The sequence below is a fragment of the Legionella dresdenensis genome (assembly GCF_042649825.1).
GTDB classification, from domain to species: domain Bacteria; phylum Pseudomonadota; class Gammaproteobacteria; order Legionellales; family Legionellaceae; genus Legionella_C; species Legionella_C dresdenensis.
In genome coordinates this window covers 58,403-77,134 of record NZ_JBHSAB010000010.1, presented here as the reverse complement: position 1 = coordinate 77,134, position 18,732 = coordinate 58,403, and the positions used below count along the sequence as shown (strand labels likewise).

Sequence of the window (18,732 nt, the reverse complement as noted above, 5' to 3'; positions counted from 1 at the left end):
AGGTATAGGCACATCCGATTGGATTATGCGCTATTTATTTGCTTTGCCATCCATTTTTTCCATCCTGTGATATCCTGATCGCTAAAATGCTCTCCGCTTATTTCTTTCAAAACCTGATAGGCTGTATCGTGATTATTAGGCTGTTTTAATGCCAGCAGATCAATCAGTTTGGCACCGGCCTGGCGGGCAATTATTTTTTTATTCGGCTCATAATGAGTGGCATATAACAAAACATATAATGCCTTATTACGATCACTGCCATAGGGCGAATTCAGCATATTAATAAAAGGGGTCAAATCCAAATCATATTTTTGTGCTTTGTCCATAGTGCTGCCAATAACGCGCATGACATTGTTTCTTACTCCCTCATCACTATCATTCACATGAGGTAATAGCGCTGCAAAAACCGCGTCAGGAGTAGTAAAGTGGCCTACCATAAAGGCAGCAGCCGCTCTTCTCTCTGGCACAGGATCATGATTTAGCGTATCCAGAATGAGTTTTTTCTGCCTGACAGCGCCTGTATTGAATTTTGCCAGGTAAGGTTTGAAACGCGGCTCAGCATATCCGGTAACACAATGGTAAACAGGACACTCATATTTTCCAGGCTTGATTTTTCCTTGTTGCATCAACTGCATTTCATAATTATCAAATTCTATCCGTTGATCGATTAAGTCTTTTTTTCGTTTGGGTTGCTTTTTTTCTGGCTGTTTAACTGCTGCATTTACAAATTTAAGCCTTGAAGAGTCGTTGGCTTTAATCACTTCAATCGTGGTGTAGATATTTTTATCGTTGGGATAAAATACCGTTTGAAAATCAACAAAGGAGTAATTCCCCTCTTTTTTGATTGCTTCAACCAGGGCAAATCTTTTCTGCAGCAGGGGCTCTATTTGTTTTTCAAATGCCTTGTCGCTATTATTAAAATTATTGCGAAGCAGTTCATAAAGCGCCCTTGTCGATGTCGAAACATCTTTGGCATATTTGCTCATGATCACGGAGCTTTGCTGCTTATCGCCATGAAAGTCAACAATATTATCAGCCTGAGCATTAAGCGTAAAAAGGGCTCCCATTATTATCATTATTTTCTTTTTCATTGTGCCATCCAGTAATGTTCATTATTCAAATTAACATGATGTTCCATATTATGTTTCAGGATCGGTTGTATCTTGTCTTGATACGCAGCCATCTTGTGTTCCTTTTTCGCCATATTCCAAGTGAAATTTTCTGATTTTTGAGTTAGAAAATTGACAAAAGTATCCAACATATTGAACTCGGCATTATATTGCTCGAGCCATAAAAACTGGCCCTGCTCATTTACTTCAAGAAAAATGTATTCACCCTCCGTTGATACGATAAAATCAAGACTGCCAAAAACAAGCCCTGTTTTGCGCATGAATTGGCGAATTTTGTCAGCTATCGACGCTGGCAGTTCATAAGGTTCAACGCTCATTTGGCCATCAGGAATTGCCCGCCAATCGATTTTCCCGTCAGCATGCTGCTGTGAATCCAGTCTGGCGGCGATCAGATAATCTCCAAAGCAGGTTACTCTGAGTTCATATTTTTTGCTGATTTGCTGCTGATAAATACCGGGAGTATTTTGCAGCACTGAATTTGCCGGCAAATCCGAAAAGTTCAAGCTGACAGTATAGGAAATTTTAACCCTGCCTTCCTCAAACCAAAAACTGGAACAAAAAGGCTTGTAAATCATTCCTTTATACTTATGCTTTAACGCAAAAGTACGAACATCCACAGGATTGTTTGAAACCAGAGTATCAGGAATTGTCAGTCCACAAGCCGAAGCGATTTTCAATTGATATAATTTTGAATTAACTGTTTTAGCTGCCTTCAGGTCGTTTACCCACCATGCTGCAGGCGATATATTTTGCACAATAGCGTCGTGAAAAAGGTAATTTTCCCGGCGCACAAAATGATAATCATCAGGATGAAACTGTTCCTTGGCCAGAAAAGGCTTACGACCGCGCCACCACCAGACTACGTCATATTGTTTATCAGCGATACTGCCATCCAGGTCATCGCTGGCAACCCATGTGCTCCGGCCTGATTCAAGGTAAATAGAGTTTTTTTGGCGGGTTGGCAGATCTGCCGTGAATAAAAGCCTGACCTCATGCCCTTCTTCCTCTAAGGCCAGTTTTACCAAAAGCGCGCTCGGATCATCTGCTTCTGTTGCAATCAAAAACTTCATGTTCACATCCATAAAATAACATCCAGCCAGGACTTGGCAACAAATCCTGGCAAACAGAAATTAGCAGTTAGAAATCAATAACGACATCAACAACAGTATCCCAGGAACCATTGGAGCCGCTAGCTCTAAACGTAGGCCGTGAACACCATCCCATCTGACCAGAACCGCCTGATACGTTTTCCAATTCTTCCCTGCTAATCTCTTTTGCTAAGGTGTAGGCCAGGACTCGCTTGTTATCTTCCATTTTATTCTCCGTTTTTATTATTTTAATATACCATATTAATAATAATTGGTATATTTTGGTATTATAAATAATATTTGATACGAGTCAATACTTTTTTAATAAAAACTTATGCAAGTAGGTCTGTCTGTGTAACCACAACAAGTTTAAAATGCAATTCGCCCTGAACCACACAAAACTTTGCTTAATTTTTATGGTAAATTTCATTTTCTAAATCTTTGGACTGGTACTTTCCTATTCTTGCTCATCCTGTGTAGTAACGATTATTGAGTTACCATCTGTTAATGTGCGGGTAATATGCCCTTGCCCTACCATATCATTGGCAAACAAAACATCTCCAGATTTAAACACTCTCTTCTCGCCACCACTAGCCTCCACTTCTACTTCCCCATTCAGATAAATAATGTATTGAGGCTGAGGTGGGTTATGCCAGTTATACTCCAAACCCGCTTTAAACATTCTGAATTTGAAACCCGTTGCCGGAATTCTTGCTGAATACGCCCCAAGATGTTGTATTGATTCAACATCATGCTCCTCTTCTTTAAAATAAGACTTATTATCTGTTCCCGAATAAAGCGTTATATATTTTTTCATTTCATTCCTTTAGATCTGCTGACAACTCTCCTACGTGCCGTGGCTTGTCCACGGCATCCAGTAGATCACAATTATTGGCAAATTTCTTCATATAGATCACGCCATTCGGGGTTAAATTTTTCGATTAGGTTTAACTTCCACTTTCTTGGCCAATTTTTGAACCGTTTTTCACGGCGAGCCGCTTCAATATACAAGACATGTGTTTCATAATAGACCAGCATGTTTACGTTATATTTGGTTGTGAAACCAGGAATAAATTTATTTTTGTGCTCACAAGTACGCTTAATGAGGCTTGATGTAGAGCCTACATACAGAGTGCCGTTGCGCTGACTTGCAAGAATATAAACATAAGATGGACGCATTATCATTCCTTGAGTATTGGACGAACACCGAGATGATATCGGAAATTGAGTTATATGGGTAGCCATAAAAATACGCATATCCTATGCTTGAATTATGGCTCAGCATTGAGCATTAATCTAAAGTATTGCAAATTCGTTTTATATTTTGCGTCAAAACTATTATGATTTTTCCATTCTCTTTTGCTAAGGTGTAGGCCAGGACTCGCTTATTATCTTCCATTTTATTCTCCGTTTTTATTATTTTAATATACCATATTAATAATAATTGGTATATTTTGGTATTATAAATAATATTTGATACGAGTCAATACTTTTTTTATAATAAGAAATTATGCATGCAGGTTGGCGGGAAACACTGCCTTTAAAGAGAATATACAATATGAGTTATAAAATAGAAAAAGATGTAGAATTGCATAATATTTTAGGCGAACTGATAAAACGTGACGGAATTACGGTGGCTGAATTGGCCCGGCAGGTTAATTTGCCTCAGCCTTCTATTCAGCGCATTGCATCTGGACTCTATAAAAACCCGCGTACGACAACACTTCAACCTATAGCAAATTATTTTGGAATCACAATTAACCAGTTACGCGGTTATGAACCAATCCCTTCCCTGGTAACGAACGAAAGCAATCTGAAAAGCATCCCTCTGGTTACTATTTCCCAGATGAATAACTGGCCGGATAGCTTTACTAATATAAAGCAGCATGTTGTCTGCAATCAAAAAATGGGAGCGAATTCATTCGCTACTTTCATGCCGGATTGCTCCATGGAACCGATAATACCCAGAGGCGCAATCCTCCTGACGGATCCGGGACGATGCCCACATCACAAAAGTTACGTGATTGTTAAGTTACAAGATTACCCGGAAATTATTGTCCGGCAGTTAATTACTGATACTGAAAAACATTTTGTAAAACCTTTCAGCCCGGAATTAAGCCATTTGGAAATGAGGGAGCTTAAAGAGTACGATAAAATAATTGGTGTAATTATTGAGATAAGATATGCCTGCGAGGAATATTAGTTAACGATACCTAATGATTGTACCTGTTCGGTTATTGAAGTCTTGGTGCAGTGCAGCATATTAAGGATTCTTCCTTTTGATGAGTTGAGTGTTGGCTTTACAGCCCCACCTACGTTTGAAATTAAAATAGTGATATTTGTGTGCTATGCTGCGCTGCAGCAAAGCTAAGAATTTACCTTTTTAAATATAATAAAAAAGGTTGGGAGTTGTAAAAATGATTGAAAAAATCGTTTCTGGCGGCCAGACAGGTGTAGATCAAGCTGGATTAATGGTTGCATCTGAATTAGGTATTGAGATTGGAGGATGGTGTCCCGCAGGTGGTCTTGATGAAAATGGCATTTGTGTTTTAGATAAATACTCAGAGCTGAAACAGACTACAACCTTCGATCCAGCCGAGCGGACTATTTTAAATATAAGAGATTCAGACGGGACTTTAATTATTGTGCCTGATCTTCCTTTACCTGAGCAGATTAAAGATGGTACGTGGCTTACTATCAAAGATGCAAAACGCCAAAATAAACCGCTTCTGATAATTAGTGTTGCTGATAAAAGCGATATTAATCAAAAAATACTGGAATGGATTAATATAAATAATATTAAAACACTAAATATCGCAGGTCCGCGCGAATCAAATAGTCCGGGAATAAATCATGCGGCATCAGCTCTTTTTCGTGAAGTATTCATAATGCTATGTCCGCGGCTTGCATTTTAAATCATATAAAAATTCTTTACATTTTTTTCATTTGTCTTTATCTGCTTTTATTCGTCTAGAGGAAGGATTGTTGGGCTTTACAGCCCAATCTGCGCTTTAAAATGGATATTGTTGACCCGCTAGATGGATGTATTGCAGCCTGGTCCTGTGCAAGGTAAGAGCGTAGAAGCTGGCGGGTGTGGCCGGTCAAAGAATGATTGTGTTGTTGGCGCTTTGGGTGGTTCAGAGGCTTTGGGGGCTGGGGCTGAAGCTTCTGCAGTTTTTGGTCCCTGAGGGGTAAGTGCGGTATGCAGGTATTGGCGTACATAATCGCTTTTATGGTATTTATATACAAATTCCTTAAGCGGCCCAAACCAATCGGGATTCCTGTTAACTATGTATTTAAGTTGGGTCACCGATACAATTTGAAAACGGGTAAGTCCTGCGTTTTCCTGAGCTGTAAATGTACTCCAATTGTTTAAAAATCCGTTTCTGTAAGCAGGTTCCACTTTCTCTAAATCCTGTTGCCATGCCTTAATATAATTATCTAAAGACTTTACATTATTGTCATCCGCACAGTCCTTTCGTTGCTCAAGCAACTCTTTAGCAAGGATTGATGAATCCTGGTTGCGGGACTTATGCAAAGCCTGAATAATTAAACCGTCATAATCTACTAATGTAATCACAATAAACCCACCTCTTATCTTTGAATGCGTGACAGATAGTATCTGATCGATCCAGGTGACTCAATATTTGTATATGTTTTTGACAACAAGGAACTCATAATGTACAATATAATACCAAATAGAAATTCCAGGAAACAATCATGAGTAGCAGTAAAATTGCTGTATTTATAAATAGCACCCACGATAGTAATAAACAACTTTTGCTTCAGATTGATGAGAAAGAGCATACACGGAAATCAACTCTTACCATGCATCTCATTGAGAATTTTATTAAAAATAATAATGTCGCTATGGAAGAGCAGCAGCCAGACGGTGACGTTACATTATACATCGATGGACAACCACATCGGCTTAAGCGCGACGAAATTGTGGTTAGTACTATACTTAAACTCTTTAAAATACCCGATCCGGCAGAACTCATCACTGTGAATCTTGGCAATGGGCAGCTCCATATCCCAAGAGGTGACTTTACTGGCGATCTTGAACAAGCGAGGGCAGCAATACAGAGAGTAATTGATTCTGATCGTGATTTCCAATTACTCGAGCTAGGCCCGAAGAGGGTTATTTTTAAGCTAAATGACGTAGAAAATAACCTTATCCTTTCAAAATTAACAGTCCAAAAAATGGTCGACATTTGCTATATTCCTGAATATGCTGAATCCAATTCACAATCCAATAATGAAGCCAAACCGAACAAAGTTCATGACATCATTGAAAAGCATCGAGATGAAATTGAAAACATGATTCGCACGCTCACTAATGAGAAAAATAGCTTCTGGTCCATGAATAAGGATCGCAAAGACGTCAAAATACAGGCATTGGAGGCCCTGCTTAAGCCGGAAGAGCAAAATCGTTTTGCGGCTGATGCCACTCCCGAGAATTTTGTAAAGCAGATATTAACCGTATATAAAAGTGCCGACCTTGGTTTTTTTTCCAATCGAACAGGTGAGTTTTTAAAGAAAATTGCGAAAGAAACTCTAGAGCAAGATACTCCTAAGGACCCCCAGGTTCCGCCATTAAGTTAAGGATTTGTCATGCCCGCGGAGGAATCCATTTCTCAAGCTGGCCTTACCTTGTTTGATGGATGGATCCCCGCTTTCGCGGGGATGATAACCTGGTTTAAACCATTCTGATTTGCCTTCTCCGGCCATCAGAGGAAGGTACCTTTTCCGGGTTACAGCCGGCATACACTGTGATATACTAGGCGTTTTTTCAGCTGGTATACATGAATCATGTTTGAAAATTTAACAACGAGTTTATCAAATGCCTTCCGCTCACTGCGCGGGATAAGCCACTTTACAGAAGAGAACATGCAGCAGGCATTGCGTGAAGTACGCTTGTCGCTGCTGGAAGCAGATGTCGCCCTGCCGGTTGTCAAACAGTTTATAGACGACATTAAAACCAAGGCCCTCGGACAGCAGATTGACCCTAACCTGAAACCTGAACAGGCTATGGTGAAGCTGATTAATGATGAACTTGTTCTTGTTCTTGGCAGTCAACGTGCGGAACTGAATTATAAGACTCAACCGCCGGCGGTCTTTTTGATGGCAGGTTTGCAGGGTTCCGGTAAAACAACCAGTACCGCAAAACTCGCCCGCTACCTGAAAGAAACCGAAAATAAAAAAGTTATGGTAGCCAGCGTTGACGTTTACCGTCCCGCCGCGATTGAACAGCTTAAAGTCCTGGCAACCCAGCTTGATGTTGCTTTTTTCCCTGCCGATGTCCATGAAAAACCGATAGATATTGCGAACAAGGCGCTTGATGCAGCCCGTAAACAGTATATGGATGTAGTTATTCTCGATACTGCTGGCCGATTGCACATTGATGATGAGATGATGGCTGAAATTAAAGCCCTGCATCAGGCGGTAAAACCAATCGAGACGCTGTTTGTTGTTGACAGTATGACCGGTCAGGATGCGGCGAATACCGCTAAAGCATTCCATGATGCCCTGCCGTTAACCGGGGTTATCCTGACCAAGACAGATGGTGATGCCCGTGGCGGCGCGGCGCTGTCGGTCAAACACATTACCGGACAACCCATTAAATTTATCGGCAGCGGTGAAAAGATAGATGCTCTGGAGCCCTTCCATCCCGATCGGATTGCGTCGCGCATCCTTGGTATGGGTGATATTCTGACCCTGATTGAAGAAGTTGAGCGTAAGGCTGACAAACAGGCAAGTGAAAAACTGGCCAAGAAAATCAAAAAAGGCAAAGGGTTTGATCTGGAAGATTTTAAACAGCAATTATTGCAAATGAATAACATGGGCGGTGTTGCCGGTATGATGAGCAAATTACCGGGACTCGGCCAGCTGCAGAGCGCAGCAATGAATCAGGTCAGCGATAAGGCATTGGCAAAAACAATTGCCATTATTAATTCAATGACACCGAAAGAAAGACGTGTTCCGAAAATCATTGTCGGTTCCCGGAAAAAAAGAATTGCTTTGGGCTCAGGCACTCAAATTCAGGATATCAATCGCCTTTTGAAACAATTTGAGCAAATGCAGCGCATGATGAAAAAAATCACCGCCCCCGGTGGAATGAAAAAACTAATGCGCGGCATAGGCGGTTTGGCTGGCTTAAAAGGCATAATGCCCGGTGATTTTGAATAAATGTAAACTTTTGCTTCCCATGCCGAGTTAATTTTCGTACAATACACGGCATTTTTATGTAACTACTCTTAAAGAGGAAAATAATGGTCGTTATACGTTTATCAAGAGCAGGCGCTAAAAAGCGTCCTTTTTACCACGTAGTTGTTACGGATAGCCGTAAGCGCCGTGATGGTGGAAATTACATTGAGCGCATTGGTTACTACAATCCAATTGCCAAAGGTCAGGAAATCGGCCTGCACCTGGAAATGGATAAATTAGTCCACTGGCAAGGCCAAGGTGCGCAACTGTCTGATCGCGTTGCCTCATTGGTAAAAAAATACAAAAAAACTGAAGCTGCTGCGTAATAATCAGTGGATAAGTCAGAAGATTGGGTTGTGATTGGCCGTTTTGGTAAAGTGCATGGCATTAAAGGTTTTGTTACCGTCCATTCATTTACTGAACCGCGGGATAATATATTACGTTATTCAGAGTGGTATGCCTTTATCAACAAGCAATGGCAGGTTTTAAACCTGCAACGGGTAGATGTTACCGATAAGCATATTCTTGCGCTGATTGAAGGGTTTGATGAGCGTGAAGAAGCAACAAAACTGACTAATGTTGAGATTGCCGTTCCGCGTGAGCATCTTCCCGAACTGGAACCCGGAGAATATTACTGGCACCAGCTTATAGGATTGCGAGTTTGCAACCTTCAAAATGAAGAGCTGGGCGAGGTGGTAGATATGCTAGCGACTGGTTCTAATGATGTCCTGGTGGTAGAAGGCAAAAAAAGGCATTTGATCCCTTATTTGCCTGACCAGGTCGTCACCAATGTTGATATTGACAATCGATTGATTACAGTTGATTGGGATGCTGATTTTTAATGACGTTGCATATTGGCATAATAAGCCTGCTGCCGGAGATTTTTGCCGGACTTGACTATGGTGTTACAGGTCGAGCGATTAATCAGGGGCTTGTCAAGATTGAACACTGGAGTCCCCGTCAGTGGGCTGACAGGCCTTATCGCCAGATTGACGATAAGCCTTATGGCGGCGGACCGGGCATGGTAATGATGTATGAACCGTTAAACGCGGCCATTAACCATGCCAAATCAATCATGCCGCCAGACTGTAAGACAATTTACCTGAGCCCGCAAGGCAAGGCAGTCAAGCAGTCGGATCTGAACCGGGAAGCCCGGGCATCGCAGCCCTTGCTGTTTATTGCGGGACGTTATGAAGGCATTGATGAGCGTATTATCCAGCGTCATGTCGATGAAGAATGGTCTGTCGGTGATTTTGTTTTAAGCGGCGGCGAATTAGCTGCGATGCTTTTTATCGATGGTATTGTGCGCTTGTTGCCCGGCAGTCTCGGGCATGCAGGTTCAGCTGAGCAGGATTCATTTATGAATGGCCTGCTGGACTGCCCGCATTATACGCGCCCAGCCTCAATTGACGGCATGGATGTTCCGCCAGTCTTACTGAGCGGGAACCATAGCGATATAGAGCGCTGGCGAAGAAAACAGGCTTTAGGCAACACTTGGCTTAAGCGCCCGGATTTGCTGGAAAGCATTGTGTTAAGTGATTTGGACAAGCAGTTGCTTGTCGAGTTTAAAAGCGAACAAGGTGATTCCGTATAACGGATAAAGCCTATTTGAGGAGTGATCCATGAGTAAGATAATTGACCAGTTAAATGCCGAGCAAATGCAAGGTAAAAATATTCCCGATTTCAGCCCTGGCGACACTGTTGAAGTACAGGTAAAAGTGAAAGAAGGTACTCGCGAGCGTTTACAGGCGTTTGAAGGTGTTGTTATTGCCAAGCGTAACCGCGGCCTTAACTCAGCTTTTACTGTACGCAAAATCTCTCATAACGTTGGTGTAGAGCGCGTTTTCCAGACTTACAGCCCGGTTGTCGACAGTATTACTGTAAAGCGCCGCGGCGATGTTCGTCGTGCCAAGCTGTATTATCTGCGTGACTTGGCTGGCCGTGCTGCGCGTATTAAAGAAAAATTAGCCTCTAAAAAAGAAAGTTAATTTCTTATGCTCATCGAGTCATCTTTTCAAACCCCTGCGGGTTGGCTTAACGTTGTATTCGATGAGCATTATATTTATCAGGCCTTTTTTACTGATTGTCCTGGCTCAGAACAACCAGAAACCAGGCAGTCTCAGCTTATCCAAAGCGAGCTTGAAAACTATTTTACTAATCCGCATCATCGTTTTCAGCTTCCGTTAAAACCGCAAGGTTCTGTTTATCAACAACGCGTGTGGAATGCGTTGCTGGTTATTCCCGTTGGACGCACCTTGACCTATGGCGAATTGGCTAATCAGCTGCAATCAAGTCCGCGTGCTATTGGCCAGGCTTGTAAAAGCAATCCGCTAGCCTTATTCATTCCCTGTCACCGTATCGTGGGCAAAACAAACCAGGGCGGTTATATGGGGAAAGCAAATGCCATTCATTACAAACAGTTTTTACTGGCCCACGAACAACAGGCTTAAACCGGTTGTTGCGGCTTATAGCTTGCATCCTTCGGTGTATCAGGTTTAATGTCAATCACATTACTCCACAAAAATGCTCTTACCCAACTCACTAACGATTTTTTTTCTGTAATTATCAGGCGATCCAGGTAAGTTTTTTCTTCTTTTGCAGGCTCCAGGCCCATAATCGTTGCAATGCGCTGATTAACCACGTTTGCGATTCGTGGAGTCAGTATCGGCTCACAATTAATCAGGTCAGTCAGACTGTCTAGAACACCTAACCGGGCTGCAGCCTTCTCCCCTCCCTGAAGCAATAATTGTTTAAGCGCCTCGGCAGTTTTCTTCCAGGCTATCAATTTGGCAGCCTCATGCCTGAAACTCGTGATTGCTTCTTTTTCAGCTTTAGCGAAAGAATCATTTTCCTTTTTAAAAGAGTCAAACAGCTTTTTATTAATTATACTGTCCAAAGATGAAACAATATCCACACTGGCCTGGTATTTCCTGGCTCGATATTCCTCAAGCTTCCCCGAATGATGAAGCGTCGCAAATATTAGGCCGGCATCAATAAAGTTCATAACTTTAGCGTTTAGGTTTGTGTTAAGAACACAGTTAGTCCGCACAGCGGTTAGAATACGAATATCGGGAATATCTGCAATAGTAAAGTCATTCATAATCAATTCATGACACATCAGATAGCTTTTACCTTTTTCTGACAGATTATCAAATTGATAACGCGCTGATAAATCATTTACCCATTCAGTGATACAAAAATAATCCTTTTTCTTGACATAAGATAAAAATTCTCTTGTGTTCATATATCCTCCCTGAGCTCATTAAAGCTTTTTCCTTTATAAACGATAACAGAATAAGCCTGCGATAACGAGGAATAATAAATGAAAAAATATCTGCTCGCCGCTTTGTGTATATTGCCTTTCGCTGAAGCATCAGCCAACTGTGATTTAAGCCGCTTCAGATGGGATTGCGAGCTTCCGATAAAAGCCCGGCCCTCTGCTTATACTCACTCGCTGGTTTATTGTGGAAATAGCTATGGCTATATCACCAGACAACAGTATGATCAATTGTCACGTTACCATAGACGCAGCGTCAACATGGTGCTAAAGGTCAACGGCGAATATATTGACAGCCCATGTATTCCAGCTGAACGGTGATATATAATAGCGCCATCAAAGGGCGTTATCAGAGCACGATGAAACAGCAGGAATTACAGATCGATCAATGGCTCGTACACATCGAGCGCAAGCCAATTAAAAATATTTACTTAAAAATTAAGGCGCACGACGGTAAATTAATCGCGTCCATGCCGCTGCGCGCTCCCATTGATAAGTTACAACGGCTTATCGTTGACAAGCGCGACTGGATAATAGCTCAGCAATTACGGCTCCAAAAGCAAGCCCCGCGCAATGACGCAGAACTAATACCAGGTGAAAAGATTGCTTATCTTGGTAAAGAATATGATTTAGAGTTGCATCAGCAGAGCAAGCCCAACCTTATCTTTGACAACCAGATTTTTCATTTTTATCTGACTGATATCAATAACACTCTGATGAAAACTCATTTGTTGACGTACTGGTACAAGGAACAGATGCAGGCATTATTGCCGCCATTACAGGCTAAATGGCAAGCTGTTACTGGCGTCAAAAGCAGCCACATCAGCCTGCGAACCATGAAAACACGTTGGGGTTCGTGCAATATTCGTGATGCGAGGATCACCTTAAACATCAATCTGATGAAAAAGCCGTTAGTCTGCCTTGAATATACGCTAGTGCATGAGTTAGTCCATTTATATGAACCAGGCCATAATCAGCGATTTTATAGCCTGATGACGCAATTCATGCCGGAATGGCGAGAATATCAGCAAATATTAGAACCTGGCAGATTACAAACAAAGTAATGCATACAGCTACGGCTTCGAAACAATTGTTTGAATAGTACAGGTCATGTTGCCGCTGGCAATTACCTCGTTAATCCGGCAAAATACTTTTTTTCAAAAATTTGACCACGATGCTTAATTTTCAAGAATTAATTGATCACCTTCATGATAAAAATTTTTATATTGCAGAAAATTTTTTACCTCGGCCACATGCGGTTGAGTTGCAGGAAATGGCTCAGCAATTAATGCTGGAAAACCATTTCAGGCAAGCCAAAGTGGGCAGTCAGAATCATGCGGTTAGTGATAACAGAATTCGGAGTGATGTGATTTGCTGGCTGGAGGAAAATGATGCTTCTCCTGCGGTACAGGCATATTTTTCTGCTATGAACCAAGTCTCAGAAACACTTAACCGGGAGCTTTTTCTTGGCCTGGCCAGCTTTGAGAGCCATTTTGCCTGTTACAAAGCTGGAACTTTTTACAAAAAGCACAGTGATCAGTTTCAGAATAAAAAACAGCGCCGGATTTCCTGTGTGTATTATTTAAATCAGGATTGGCAATCAGCGGATGGCGGCGAGCTGAAAATTTATAATCCCGAAGATCAGTTACTCGCCACGGTACAACCACATTTTAATCATCTGGTTTGCTTTACCAGCAATTTGCCGCATGAAGTCTGTACTACTCATAAAACACGATTGAGTATTGCCGGCTGGTTTAAAACCAGAGACTCGTTATACTAGCTTATTTCTTAATTTTTACCCTCTCCCCAGCCCTCTCCCGATATGGGAGAGGGTGCAATTTTACCCTCTCCCCAGCCCTCTCCCGATACGGGAGAGGGTGCAATTTTACCCTCTCCCCAGCCCTCTCCCGATACGGGAGAGGGTGCAATTTTACCCTCTCCCCAGCCCTCTCCCGATACGGGAGAGGGTGCAATCTATCTCTGGTAGTAGTATGGTTCAAGCCTATAGCAAGTAGTTTCTAGCGTAATTGATTTATAACGGGTATAGTTGAATATTATTATTAGATCTGAACTACTTATGCATGCGCTAGAAATTAAACAGCTCCGCAAAGTTTATAACAATGGAGTTGAAGCCTTAAAGGGGATTGACTTAACCGTCAAAACGGGTGATTTTTTTGCCTTGCTGGGTGCAAATGGCGCAGGCAAATCAACGACAATAGGATTAATCACCACCCTGCTTAGCAAAACCACGGGTACAATTTCGATTTGCGGCTATGATTTGGATACTGAAACCGCATCGGCTAAGGCATGCATTGGGCTGGTGCCGCAGGAATTTAACCTTAATATATTTGAAAATTGCTTTCAGATATTAATTAACCAGGCCGGCTTTTATGGTATTCCCTACCTCGAAGCCAAAATCCGCGCTAATAATTTGCTAGAGCAGTTGGGATTATGGGATAAACGTAAAGAGATAGTTCGCCATCTTTCAGGCGGCATGAAAAGGCGATTGATGATTGCGCGGGCATTAATTCATAATCCGAAAGTATTAATTCTGGATGAACCGACAGCTGGCGTTGATATTGAAATTCGACGTAGTATGTGGGAGTTCCTGACTCGTACTAATGCACAAGGCACTACGATTATCCTGACTACCCATTATCTGGAGGAAGCGGAACAGCTTTGTAAAAATATTGCGATTATTGATCGTGGCCAGATATTGCGTAACAGCTCAATGAAAAATCTGCTCAGCACCCTCACTCATCAGACCTTTGTATTTACGACGGAAAACACGATACAGACCTTACCCGTCATGCCGCCCTACGAAGCGGCGCTGATTGATTCCAATACCTTTGAATTACGGGTCGATAATCAGGTAAGCCTGAATGAGGTTTTTGCGCTGCTTAGTCAAAATGGCTTGCGTATCCGCAGCCTGCGTAATAAAACAAACCGCCTGGAAGAACTTTTTCTGGATGTTATAAATCATGACCACTAAACAATTATTGATTGCCCTTTATACTCTGATACGGCGAGAGCTGGTTCGAATGTTCCGTATATCAAGCCAGGTTTTTCTACCGCCAGTCATTACTACCACACTGTATTTTTTAATTTTCGGCTCATTAATCGGTAACCGCATCGGCACTATCGAAGGCGTTAGTTATACACTGTTTATCGCACCAGGCTTGATTATGATGTCGGTGATTACCAATGCATATGGCAATGTGTCAACGTCTTTGTTTAGCCATCGCTTTCAAAAAAGCATTGAGGAAATTCTGGTAAGCCCGATGAATAACGGCCAATTGTTATTGGGTTATGTAATGGGCGGGGTTTTGCGGGGGTTGATTGTTGCTATTCTGGTTTATGCGATTTCGTTCCTTTTTGTTGATATCCATTTTAATCATATCCCGTTAACCTTACTCGTGATATTGCTGGTATCTGCCCTGTTTTCACTGGCAGGCTTTACCAATGCAATGCTTGCCCGTAATTTTGACGACATTATGATTATTCCTACCTTTGTTCTTACGCCCCTCACCTATCTTGGCGGTGTTTTTTACTCTACAACCATGTTGCCGCCATTCTGGCAGACAGTCTCACATTTTAACCCAATATTGTACATGGTGAACGCTTTGCGCTATGCTATAATTGGGCACCATGAAGTCAGTATGACTCTTTCAATGTCAATTATACTGCTTATGGTTATTTTATTAACAGTTCTCAATCTGGTATTGCTGAAAAAAGGTATTGGATTAAGAGACTGAAATGCGCTTAAGGCAACCAATATTATGATGAAAAGAAGCTCTATCCTTCAAGGATATATTAATAAATTGAGCCTCATTAATGATTCAAACCAGGAAACAGCTGCACAGCTAGCGCAAGAACTAAGTCAGGTATCGACAACGGAGGAAATAGAAAAGGTCCTTGCCGATTATCAATGGCGTGGATTAACCCAATTGTTTGCGTTCTTTTGCTGCGGCCGGGATTCACTTGCTTGTTTAAAGAGCTGGTATAGCGATATGCAGCAACTCAATGCCTTAAAACAATCAAACGATCTCCAGGAAATCATTCGCCATGCCGGCGAAATTCCTCACCAGGTCAAGCCATTAATTAACTTGTTATTAAGTATTGGTGGTGAAAAAAGCAAAAGCAGCTTGCATCCAGCTTATTACTCACTGCTTAAAAAATTAACAAATAAATCTGTTCCGATTAATGCTGTTTTTCAATTTTTATCACAATTGACATTAAAAGATATTCCTAACCCGGCTCCGCGCGGATCTTTTGCGGATGTGACATTTAAAGAGGCTAACTATGAGCTGGTGGCTCAGATGTTATTTAGTCTGCCTCCGCCAGAGCGACTCGGCCTTACGGGAGAGGCTGCCAATGGGATATTGCAAGATGTGCTGGAAATCTCTATTTATCTGCATTCGCCGGATAAACTGTATCTTCCTGTTCCTACTCCGCCTGCGATTGAGAATGGTTTGAGATGAGGATTTTTACTTGAGAGTGAGATAAAACGCCAGTAGGTTGGGTCGTTTGACCCAACATTTCCTTAATTTTTCTTTTTGAAGCCCAGGGCTTTGAGGCGTTGTTCGGTATCCGGGTGGGTTGAGAATGCGTTGCTTAAGGCATTTAGCGGAGCAATGGTTGAGGGATCGAACAGGTAGGAGGCTCTTCTTACCTGTTCGTGGGCCGTCCGACTATACTGTGCAGCGTATTGATCGGCATTTTCCTGATGATCACTGCTGATTTTCAATAATGCTCTTGCCATGGGTTCATTATCACGCATTAATTCCACAGCGCCTGAATCCGCCATATATTCGCGTGTCCGGCTTAGGAACAGAGTTAGCAAGACAGTGATAATCGGCAGTACATTACGCAAAATCATAACCACGATTAACAGCCTGTTATCCTGACGGCGGTTATTACCGCCATAGATTACTGTATAAAACAACATATCCAGCACGATTAGCAGAATATTGCTTAATATAGCGACCGTTAAAGTTAATTTGGTATCGAGATGACGGATATGGCTTAGTTCATGCCCCATTACCGCCTGCATTTCAGCGCGATCCAGCTTGTTCAACAAACCACGGGTAATCGCTACCATAGCTGATTTTTCACTGTAACCGCTGGCAAAGGCGTTCATATAGTCGGCTTCGATGATATAGACCTTGGGCATATATTTCATACCAGCAGCGACCTTCATTTCCTCGACCACGTTATACAGCTGTTTTTCTTCAAGACTTTGTGCATTTTCCGGGGTTATTTCGTGATATTCCGTACCTAATAGCATAATCCGGTCATAGAAAGCATATGTCACCATGAGGGAAACCACGGCAATGCCGCCCATAATCAGGGTTGCGTAAGGTATAGCCTGAAGCGTCAGCAATGCAGTAATACACTGTTGCAGACTGGTTTGCGGATTAAGGTTTTGTAAGATAACCACATCGACCAGCAATCCCACACCCACATATATTGCCAGAAAAAGCGCAATGACCACGCGGGTTTTGCGCTGATTTTTCTTTATTTGGCCACGCCAGTCACCCGCAGACGAGTGGTAATCGGATATGGGCATAATGCAACTCAAAATTTAACAGTATAGTCTTCTCGAGCCTGAATTTGCTCTGCCGGCAATGACCAATACTCAAATTGTTTGTCAAGTTTGGCAGCATACATGTTGACAACCAGCGCTTCGAAAAAGGATTTTTTCTTGGCGTAGTAGCGCTCAATACTGTCATTATAAGCCTGTTTGGCGTATGACAGTTTATTTTCAGTATTGACGATTTCTTCCTGCAACTGCAGCACGTTTTGGTTAGCTTTCAGATCGGGATACTGTTCAAATGTAACGCTTAATCCGGCAGCGATTTGTGAAATTTGATTTTCAGCGGCAATACGTTCTTTCTCATCACCAGCTACTTTCGCCATCTGGGCTCTATTACGCAGTTCAACTACTTCTTTCAGGGTAGTCTTTTCATAATCCATGTATTTTTTCACTGTTTCAATCAGTGATTCAAATACTTTGTAGCGGCGATCGAGCTGAATATCAATTTGCCTTTGATTGTTATAAATGGCTTCTATCAAAGCAATCAAAGCGTTATACACGCCAATGACCAGGAAGAAGAGCAGCACAACCAGGCCTAGAGTAGCAAAAAGCGCGGTTTTCATTTTTATCCTTTTATTGTTTACCGACTCTATTAAGTTATAACGCTAAATCAAGCAAAACTGCAACTACCACCACTGAAAAAAGTGATGAACCGGACCATGGCCTTTGCCAACCGATTGTTGGCTGGCTGATTCGATTGCCAGCGATAAATATTGTTTTGCATCAGCACAAGCATCGGCGAGCTCAAGTCCGCGCGCCAGATTGGCGGCAATGGCCGCTGATAAGGTGCAGCCGGTACCATGTGTATTTTTTGATTGGATCCTTGGTCCGGTGAACCATTGTAACTCGCCTTCTTGATTTAGCAACAAATCACGGGCATTGCCTTCATTCAGATGACCGCCTTTAATCAGTACGTTTTTCGCGCCCATAGCCTGTAATAATGCGGCAACCTCAGGCATTTCCCCTGCTGATTTTATGGCTTTACCAGTCAAGGTTTGCGCTTCCGGCAAATTGGGAGTAACTAATGTGGCCAGCGGCAGCATTGTTGTTTTCAGCGCATTGACTGCCTCTGGCAATAGCAGCGGCGCGCCGCTTTTGGCAACAGCAACCGGGTCCAATACCACAGGAATCCCTTGAGCATGCTGTTTAAGAAAATCAGCGACTGCGGTAATGATTTCTTCTGAATATAACATCCCGATTTTAATGCTATGCGGCCTGATGTCCTCAAATAGAGTCTGCAGTTGCCCGGTTACTGCCTGCACCGGAATTTCATAACAGCTTTTGACGCCACAGGTATTCTGTACAGGCAAGGCAGTTAATACCGTCATACCATAGCAGCCAAGCGCAGAAAACGCTTTCAGATCAGCCTGAATACCTGCGCCTCCTGAACCATCAAATCCTGCGATAGAAAGTGCCACGTGCTGAATGGGCATG

25 protein-coding genes are annotated in these 18,732 nt (G+C 42.3%); 15 read left to right on the top strand and 10 right to left on the bottom strand.

The genetic code is table 11. The features are described 5' to 3' along the window. Positions 1-23: 23 nt before the first annotated feature. The 5 genes from ACFORL_RS06285 to ACFORL_RS06265 form a co-directional block, all read right to left on the bottom strand. The gene (locus tag ACFORL_RS06285) at positions 24-1,091 is read right to left on the bottom strand and encodes a hypothetical protein (protein WP_382342192.1); all 1,068 of its coding nucleotides are present in this window, start codon (positions 1,089-1,091) and stop codon (positions 24-26) included. Beyond that, positions 1,088-2,200, bottom strand: a complete 1,113-nt coding sequence (locus ACFORL_RS06280; protein ID WP_382342191.1) for a hypothetical protein — start codon at positions 2,198-2,200, stop codon at positions 1,088-1,090. The genes ACFORL_RS06285 and ACFORL_RS06280 overlap by 4 nt, the downstream gene beginning before the upstream one ends. 67 nt (positions 2,201-2,267) lie before the next feature. Continuing rightward, positions 2,268-2,444, bottom strand: a complete 177-nt coding sequence (locus ACFORL_RS06275; protein WP_382342189.1) for a hypothetical protein — start codon at positions 2,442-2,444, stop codon at positions 2,268-2,270. A 231-nt stretch (positions 2,445-2,675) separates the two neighbouring features. Then, a complete protein-coding gene (locus ACFORL_RS06270) occupies positions 2,676-3,035 on the bottom strand; it encodes a hypothetical protein (RefSeq protein WP_382342187.1) in 360 nt (119 codons plus the stop codon). A gap of 71 nt (positions 3,036-3,106) precedes the next feature. Beyond that, positions 3,107-3,397 (bottom strand): GIY-YIG nuclease family protein, encoded by a 291-nt coding sequence (locus ACFORL_RS06265; RefSeq protein WP_382342186.1) that lies wholly within the window; start codon positions 3,395-3,397, stop codon positions 3,107-3,109. A gap of 379 nt (positions 3,398-3,776) precedes the next feature. Between ACFORL_RS06265 and ACFORL_RS06260 the strand changes: the two genes are divergently transcribed. Further along, on the top strand, positions 3,777-4,421 hold the full coding sequence (locus ACFORL_RS06260) for a S24 family peptidase (protein WP_382342184.1): 645 nt from the start codon (positions 3,777-3,779) through the stop codon (positions 4,419-4,421). A gap of 214 nt (positions 4,422-4,635) precedes the next feature. Continuing rightward, entirely contained in the window at positions 4,636-5,133 is a 498-nt protein-coding gene (locus ACFORL_RS06255; RefSeq protein ID WP_382342182.1) for a putative molybdenum carrier protein, read from the top strand. A gap of 119 nt (positions 5,134-5,252) precedes the next feature. On the opposite strand, the gene ACFORL_RS06250 is transcribed toward ACFORL_RS06255, so the two are convergent. Continuing rightward, entirely contained in the window at positions 5,253-5,798 is a 546-nt protein-coding gene (locus ACFORL_RS06250) for a hypothetical protein (RefSeq protein WP_382342180.1), read from the bottom strand. Positions 5,799-5,938: 140 nt separating this feature from the next. Here ACFORL_RS06250 and ACFORL_RS06245 point away from each other — a divergent pair, with 140 nt between their 5' ends. The 7 genes from ACFORL_RS06245 to ACFORL_RS06215 all read left to right on the top strand — a co-directional run bounded on the left by ACFORL_RS06245 (position 5,939) and on the right by ACFORL_RS06215 (position 10,875). Then, complete coding sequence (locus ACFORL_RS06245; protein WP_382342179.1) at positions 5,939-6,823, top strand: hypothetical protein; 885 nt, start codon at positions 5,939-5,941, stop codon at positions 6,821-6,823. A 207-nt stretch (positions 6,824-7,030) separates the two neighbouring features. Beyond that, positions 7,031-8,407, top strand: coding sequence for a signal recognition particle protein (gene ffh, locus ACFORL_RS06240; RefSeq protein ID WP_382342178.1), 1,377 nt, complete (start codon positions 7,031-7,033; stop codon positions 8,405-8,407). 83 nt (positions 8,408-8,490) lie between these two features. Then, positions 8,491-8,751 (top strand): 30S ribosomal protein S16, encoded by a 261-nt coding sequence (rpsP, locus tag ACFORL_RS06235; RefSeq protein WP_382342177.1) that lies wholly within the window; start codon positions 8,491-8,493, stop codon positions 8,749-8,751. Positions 8,752-8,757: 6 nt separating this feature from the next. Further along, on the top strand, positions 8,758-9,267 hold the full coding sequence (gene rimM, locus ACFORL_RS06230) for a ribosome maturation factor RimM (protein ID WP_382342175.1): 510 nt from the start codon (positions 8,758-8,760) through the stop codon (positions 9,265-9,267). Beyond that, positions 9,267-10,019 (top strand): tRNA (guanosine(37)-N1)-methyltransferase TrmD, encoded by a 753-nt coding sequence (gene trmD, locus ACFORL_RS06225; RefSeq protein WP_382342174.1) that lies wholly within the window; start codon positions 9,267-9,269, stop codon positions 10,017-10,019. The genes rimM and trmD overlap by 1 nt, the downstream gene beginning before the upstream one ends. 28 nt (positions 10,020-10,047) lie before the next feature. Continuing rightward, complete coding sequence (rplS, locus tag ACFORL_RS06220; protein ID WP_382342172.1) at positions 10,048-10,413, top strand: 50S ribosomal protein L19; 366 nt, start codon at positions 10,048-10,050, stop codon at positions 10,411-10,413. A 6-nt stretch (positions 10,414-10,419) separates the two neighbouring features. After that, positions 10,420-10,875: a methylated-DNA--[protein]-cysteine S-methyltransferase gene (locus ACFORL_RS06215; protein WP_382342170.1), complete on the top strand. Its 456-nt coding sequence runs from the start codon at positions 10,420-10,422 to the stop codon at positions 10,873-10,875. Here ACFORL_RS06215 and ACFORL_RS06210 read toward each other — a convergent pair. Beyond that, a complete protein-coding gene (locus ACFORL_RS06210) occupies positions 10,872-11,669 on the bottom strand; it encodes a hypothetical protein (RefSeq protein WP_382342169.1) in 798 nt (265 codons plus the stop codon). The genes ACFORL_RS06215 and ACFORL_RS06210 overlap by 4 nt on opposite strands. Before the next feature lie 78 nt (positions 11,670-11,747). On the opposite strand from ACFORL_RS06210, the gene ACFORL_RS06205 reads away from it, so the two are divergent. The 6 genes from ACFORL_RS06205 to ACFORL_RS06180 all read left to right on the top strand — a co-directional run bounded on the left by ACFORL_RS06205 (position 11,748) and on the right by ACFORL_RS06180 (position 16,183). Further along, positions 11,748-12,023 carry a hypothetical protein gene (locus ACFORL_RS06205; RefSeq protein ID WP_382342167.1) on the top strand — a complete coding sequence of 92 codons (276 nt, stop codon included), beginning with the start codon at positions 11,748-11,750 and terminating at the stop codon, positions 12,021-12,023. Further along, a complete protein-coding gene (locus tag ACFORL_RS06200; protein ID WP_382342166.1) occupies positions 12,020-12,766 on the top strand; it encodes a M48 family metallopeptidase in 747 nt (248 codons plus the stop codon). The genes ACFORL_RS06205 and ACFORL_RS06200 overlap by 4 nt, the downstream gene beginning before the upstream one ends. Before the next feature lie 110 nt (positions 12,767-12,876). Then, a complete protein-coding gene (locus ACFORL_RS06195; RefSeq protein WP_382342164.1) occupies positions 12,877-13,482 on the top strand; it encodes a 2OG-Fe(II) oxygenase in 606 nt (201 codons plus the stop codon). A gap of 297 nt (positions 13,483-13,779) precedes the next feature. Beyond that, positions 13,780-14,694, top strand: coding sequence for an ABC transporter ATP-binding protein (locus ACFORL_RS06190; RefSeq protein WP_382342162.1), 915 nt, complete (start codon positions 13,780-13,782; stop codon positions 14,692-14,694). Further along, positions 14,684-15,457, top strand: a complete 774-nt coding sequence (locus ACFORL_RS06185) for an ABC transporter permease (RefSeq protein ID WP_382342160.1) — start codon at positions 14,684-14,686, stop codon at positions 15,455-15,457. Before ACFORL_RS06190 ends, ACFORL_RS06185 begins: the two co-directional genes overlap by 11 nt. A 24-nt stretch (positions 15,458-15,481) precedes the next feature. Then, the gene (locus ACFORL_RS06180; RefSeq protein WP_382342159.1) at positions 15,482-16,183 is read left to right on the top strand and encodes a hypothetical protein; all 702 of its coding nucleotides are present in this window, start codon (positions 15,482-15,484) and stop codon (positions 16,181-16,183) included. A gap of 62 nt (positions 16,184-16,245) precedes the next feature. Here the strand turns inward: ACFORL_RS06180 and htpX are convergent, their stop codons facing one another. The 3 genes from htpX to thiD form a co-directional block, all read right to left on the bottom strand. Then, a complete protein-coding gene (gene htpX, locus ACFORL_RS06175) occupies positions 16,246-17,271 on the bottom strand; it encodes a zinc metalloprotease HtpX (RefSeq protein ID WP_382342158.1) in 1,026 nt (341 codons plus the stop codon). A gap of 8 nt (positions 17,272-17,279) precedes the next feature. After that, positions 17,280-17,861 carry a LemA family protein gene (locus ACFORL_RS06170; RefSeq protein WP_382342154.1) on the bottom strand — a complete coding sequence of 194 codons (582 nt, stop codon included), beginning with the start codon at positions 17,859-17,861 and terminating at the stop codon, positions 17,280-17,282. Positions 17,862-17,924: 63 nt separating this feature from the next. Then, on the bottom strand, positions 17,925-18,731 hold the full coding sequence (gene thiD, locus ACFORL_RS06165; RefSeq protein WP_382342152.1) for a bifunctional hydroxymethylpyrimidine kinase/phosphomethylpyrimidine kinase: 807 nt from the start codon (positions 18,729-18,731) through the stop codon (positions 17,925-17,927). Position 18,732 lies beyond the last annotated feature (1 nt).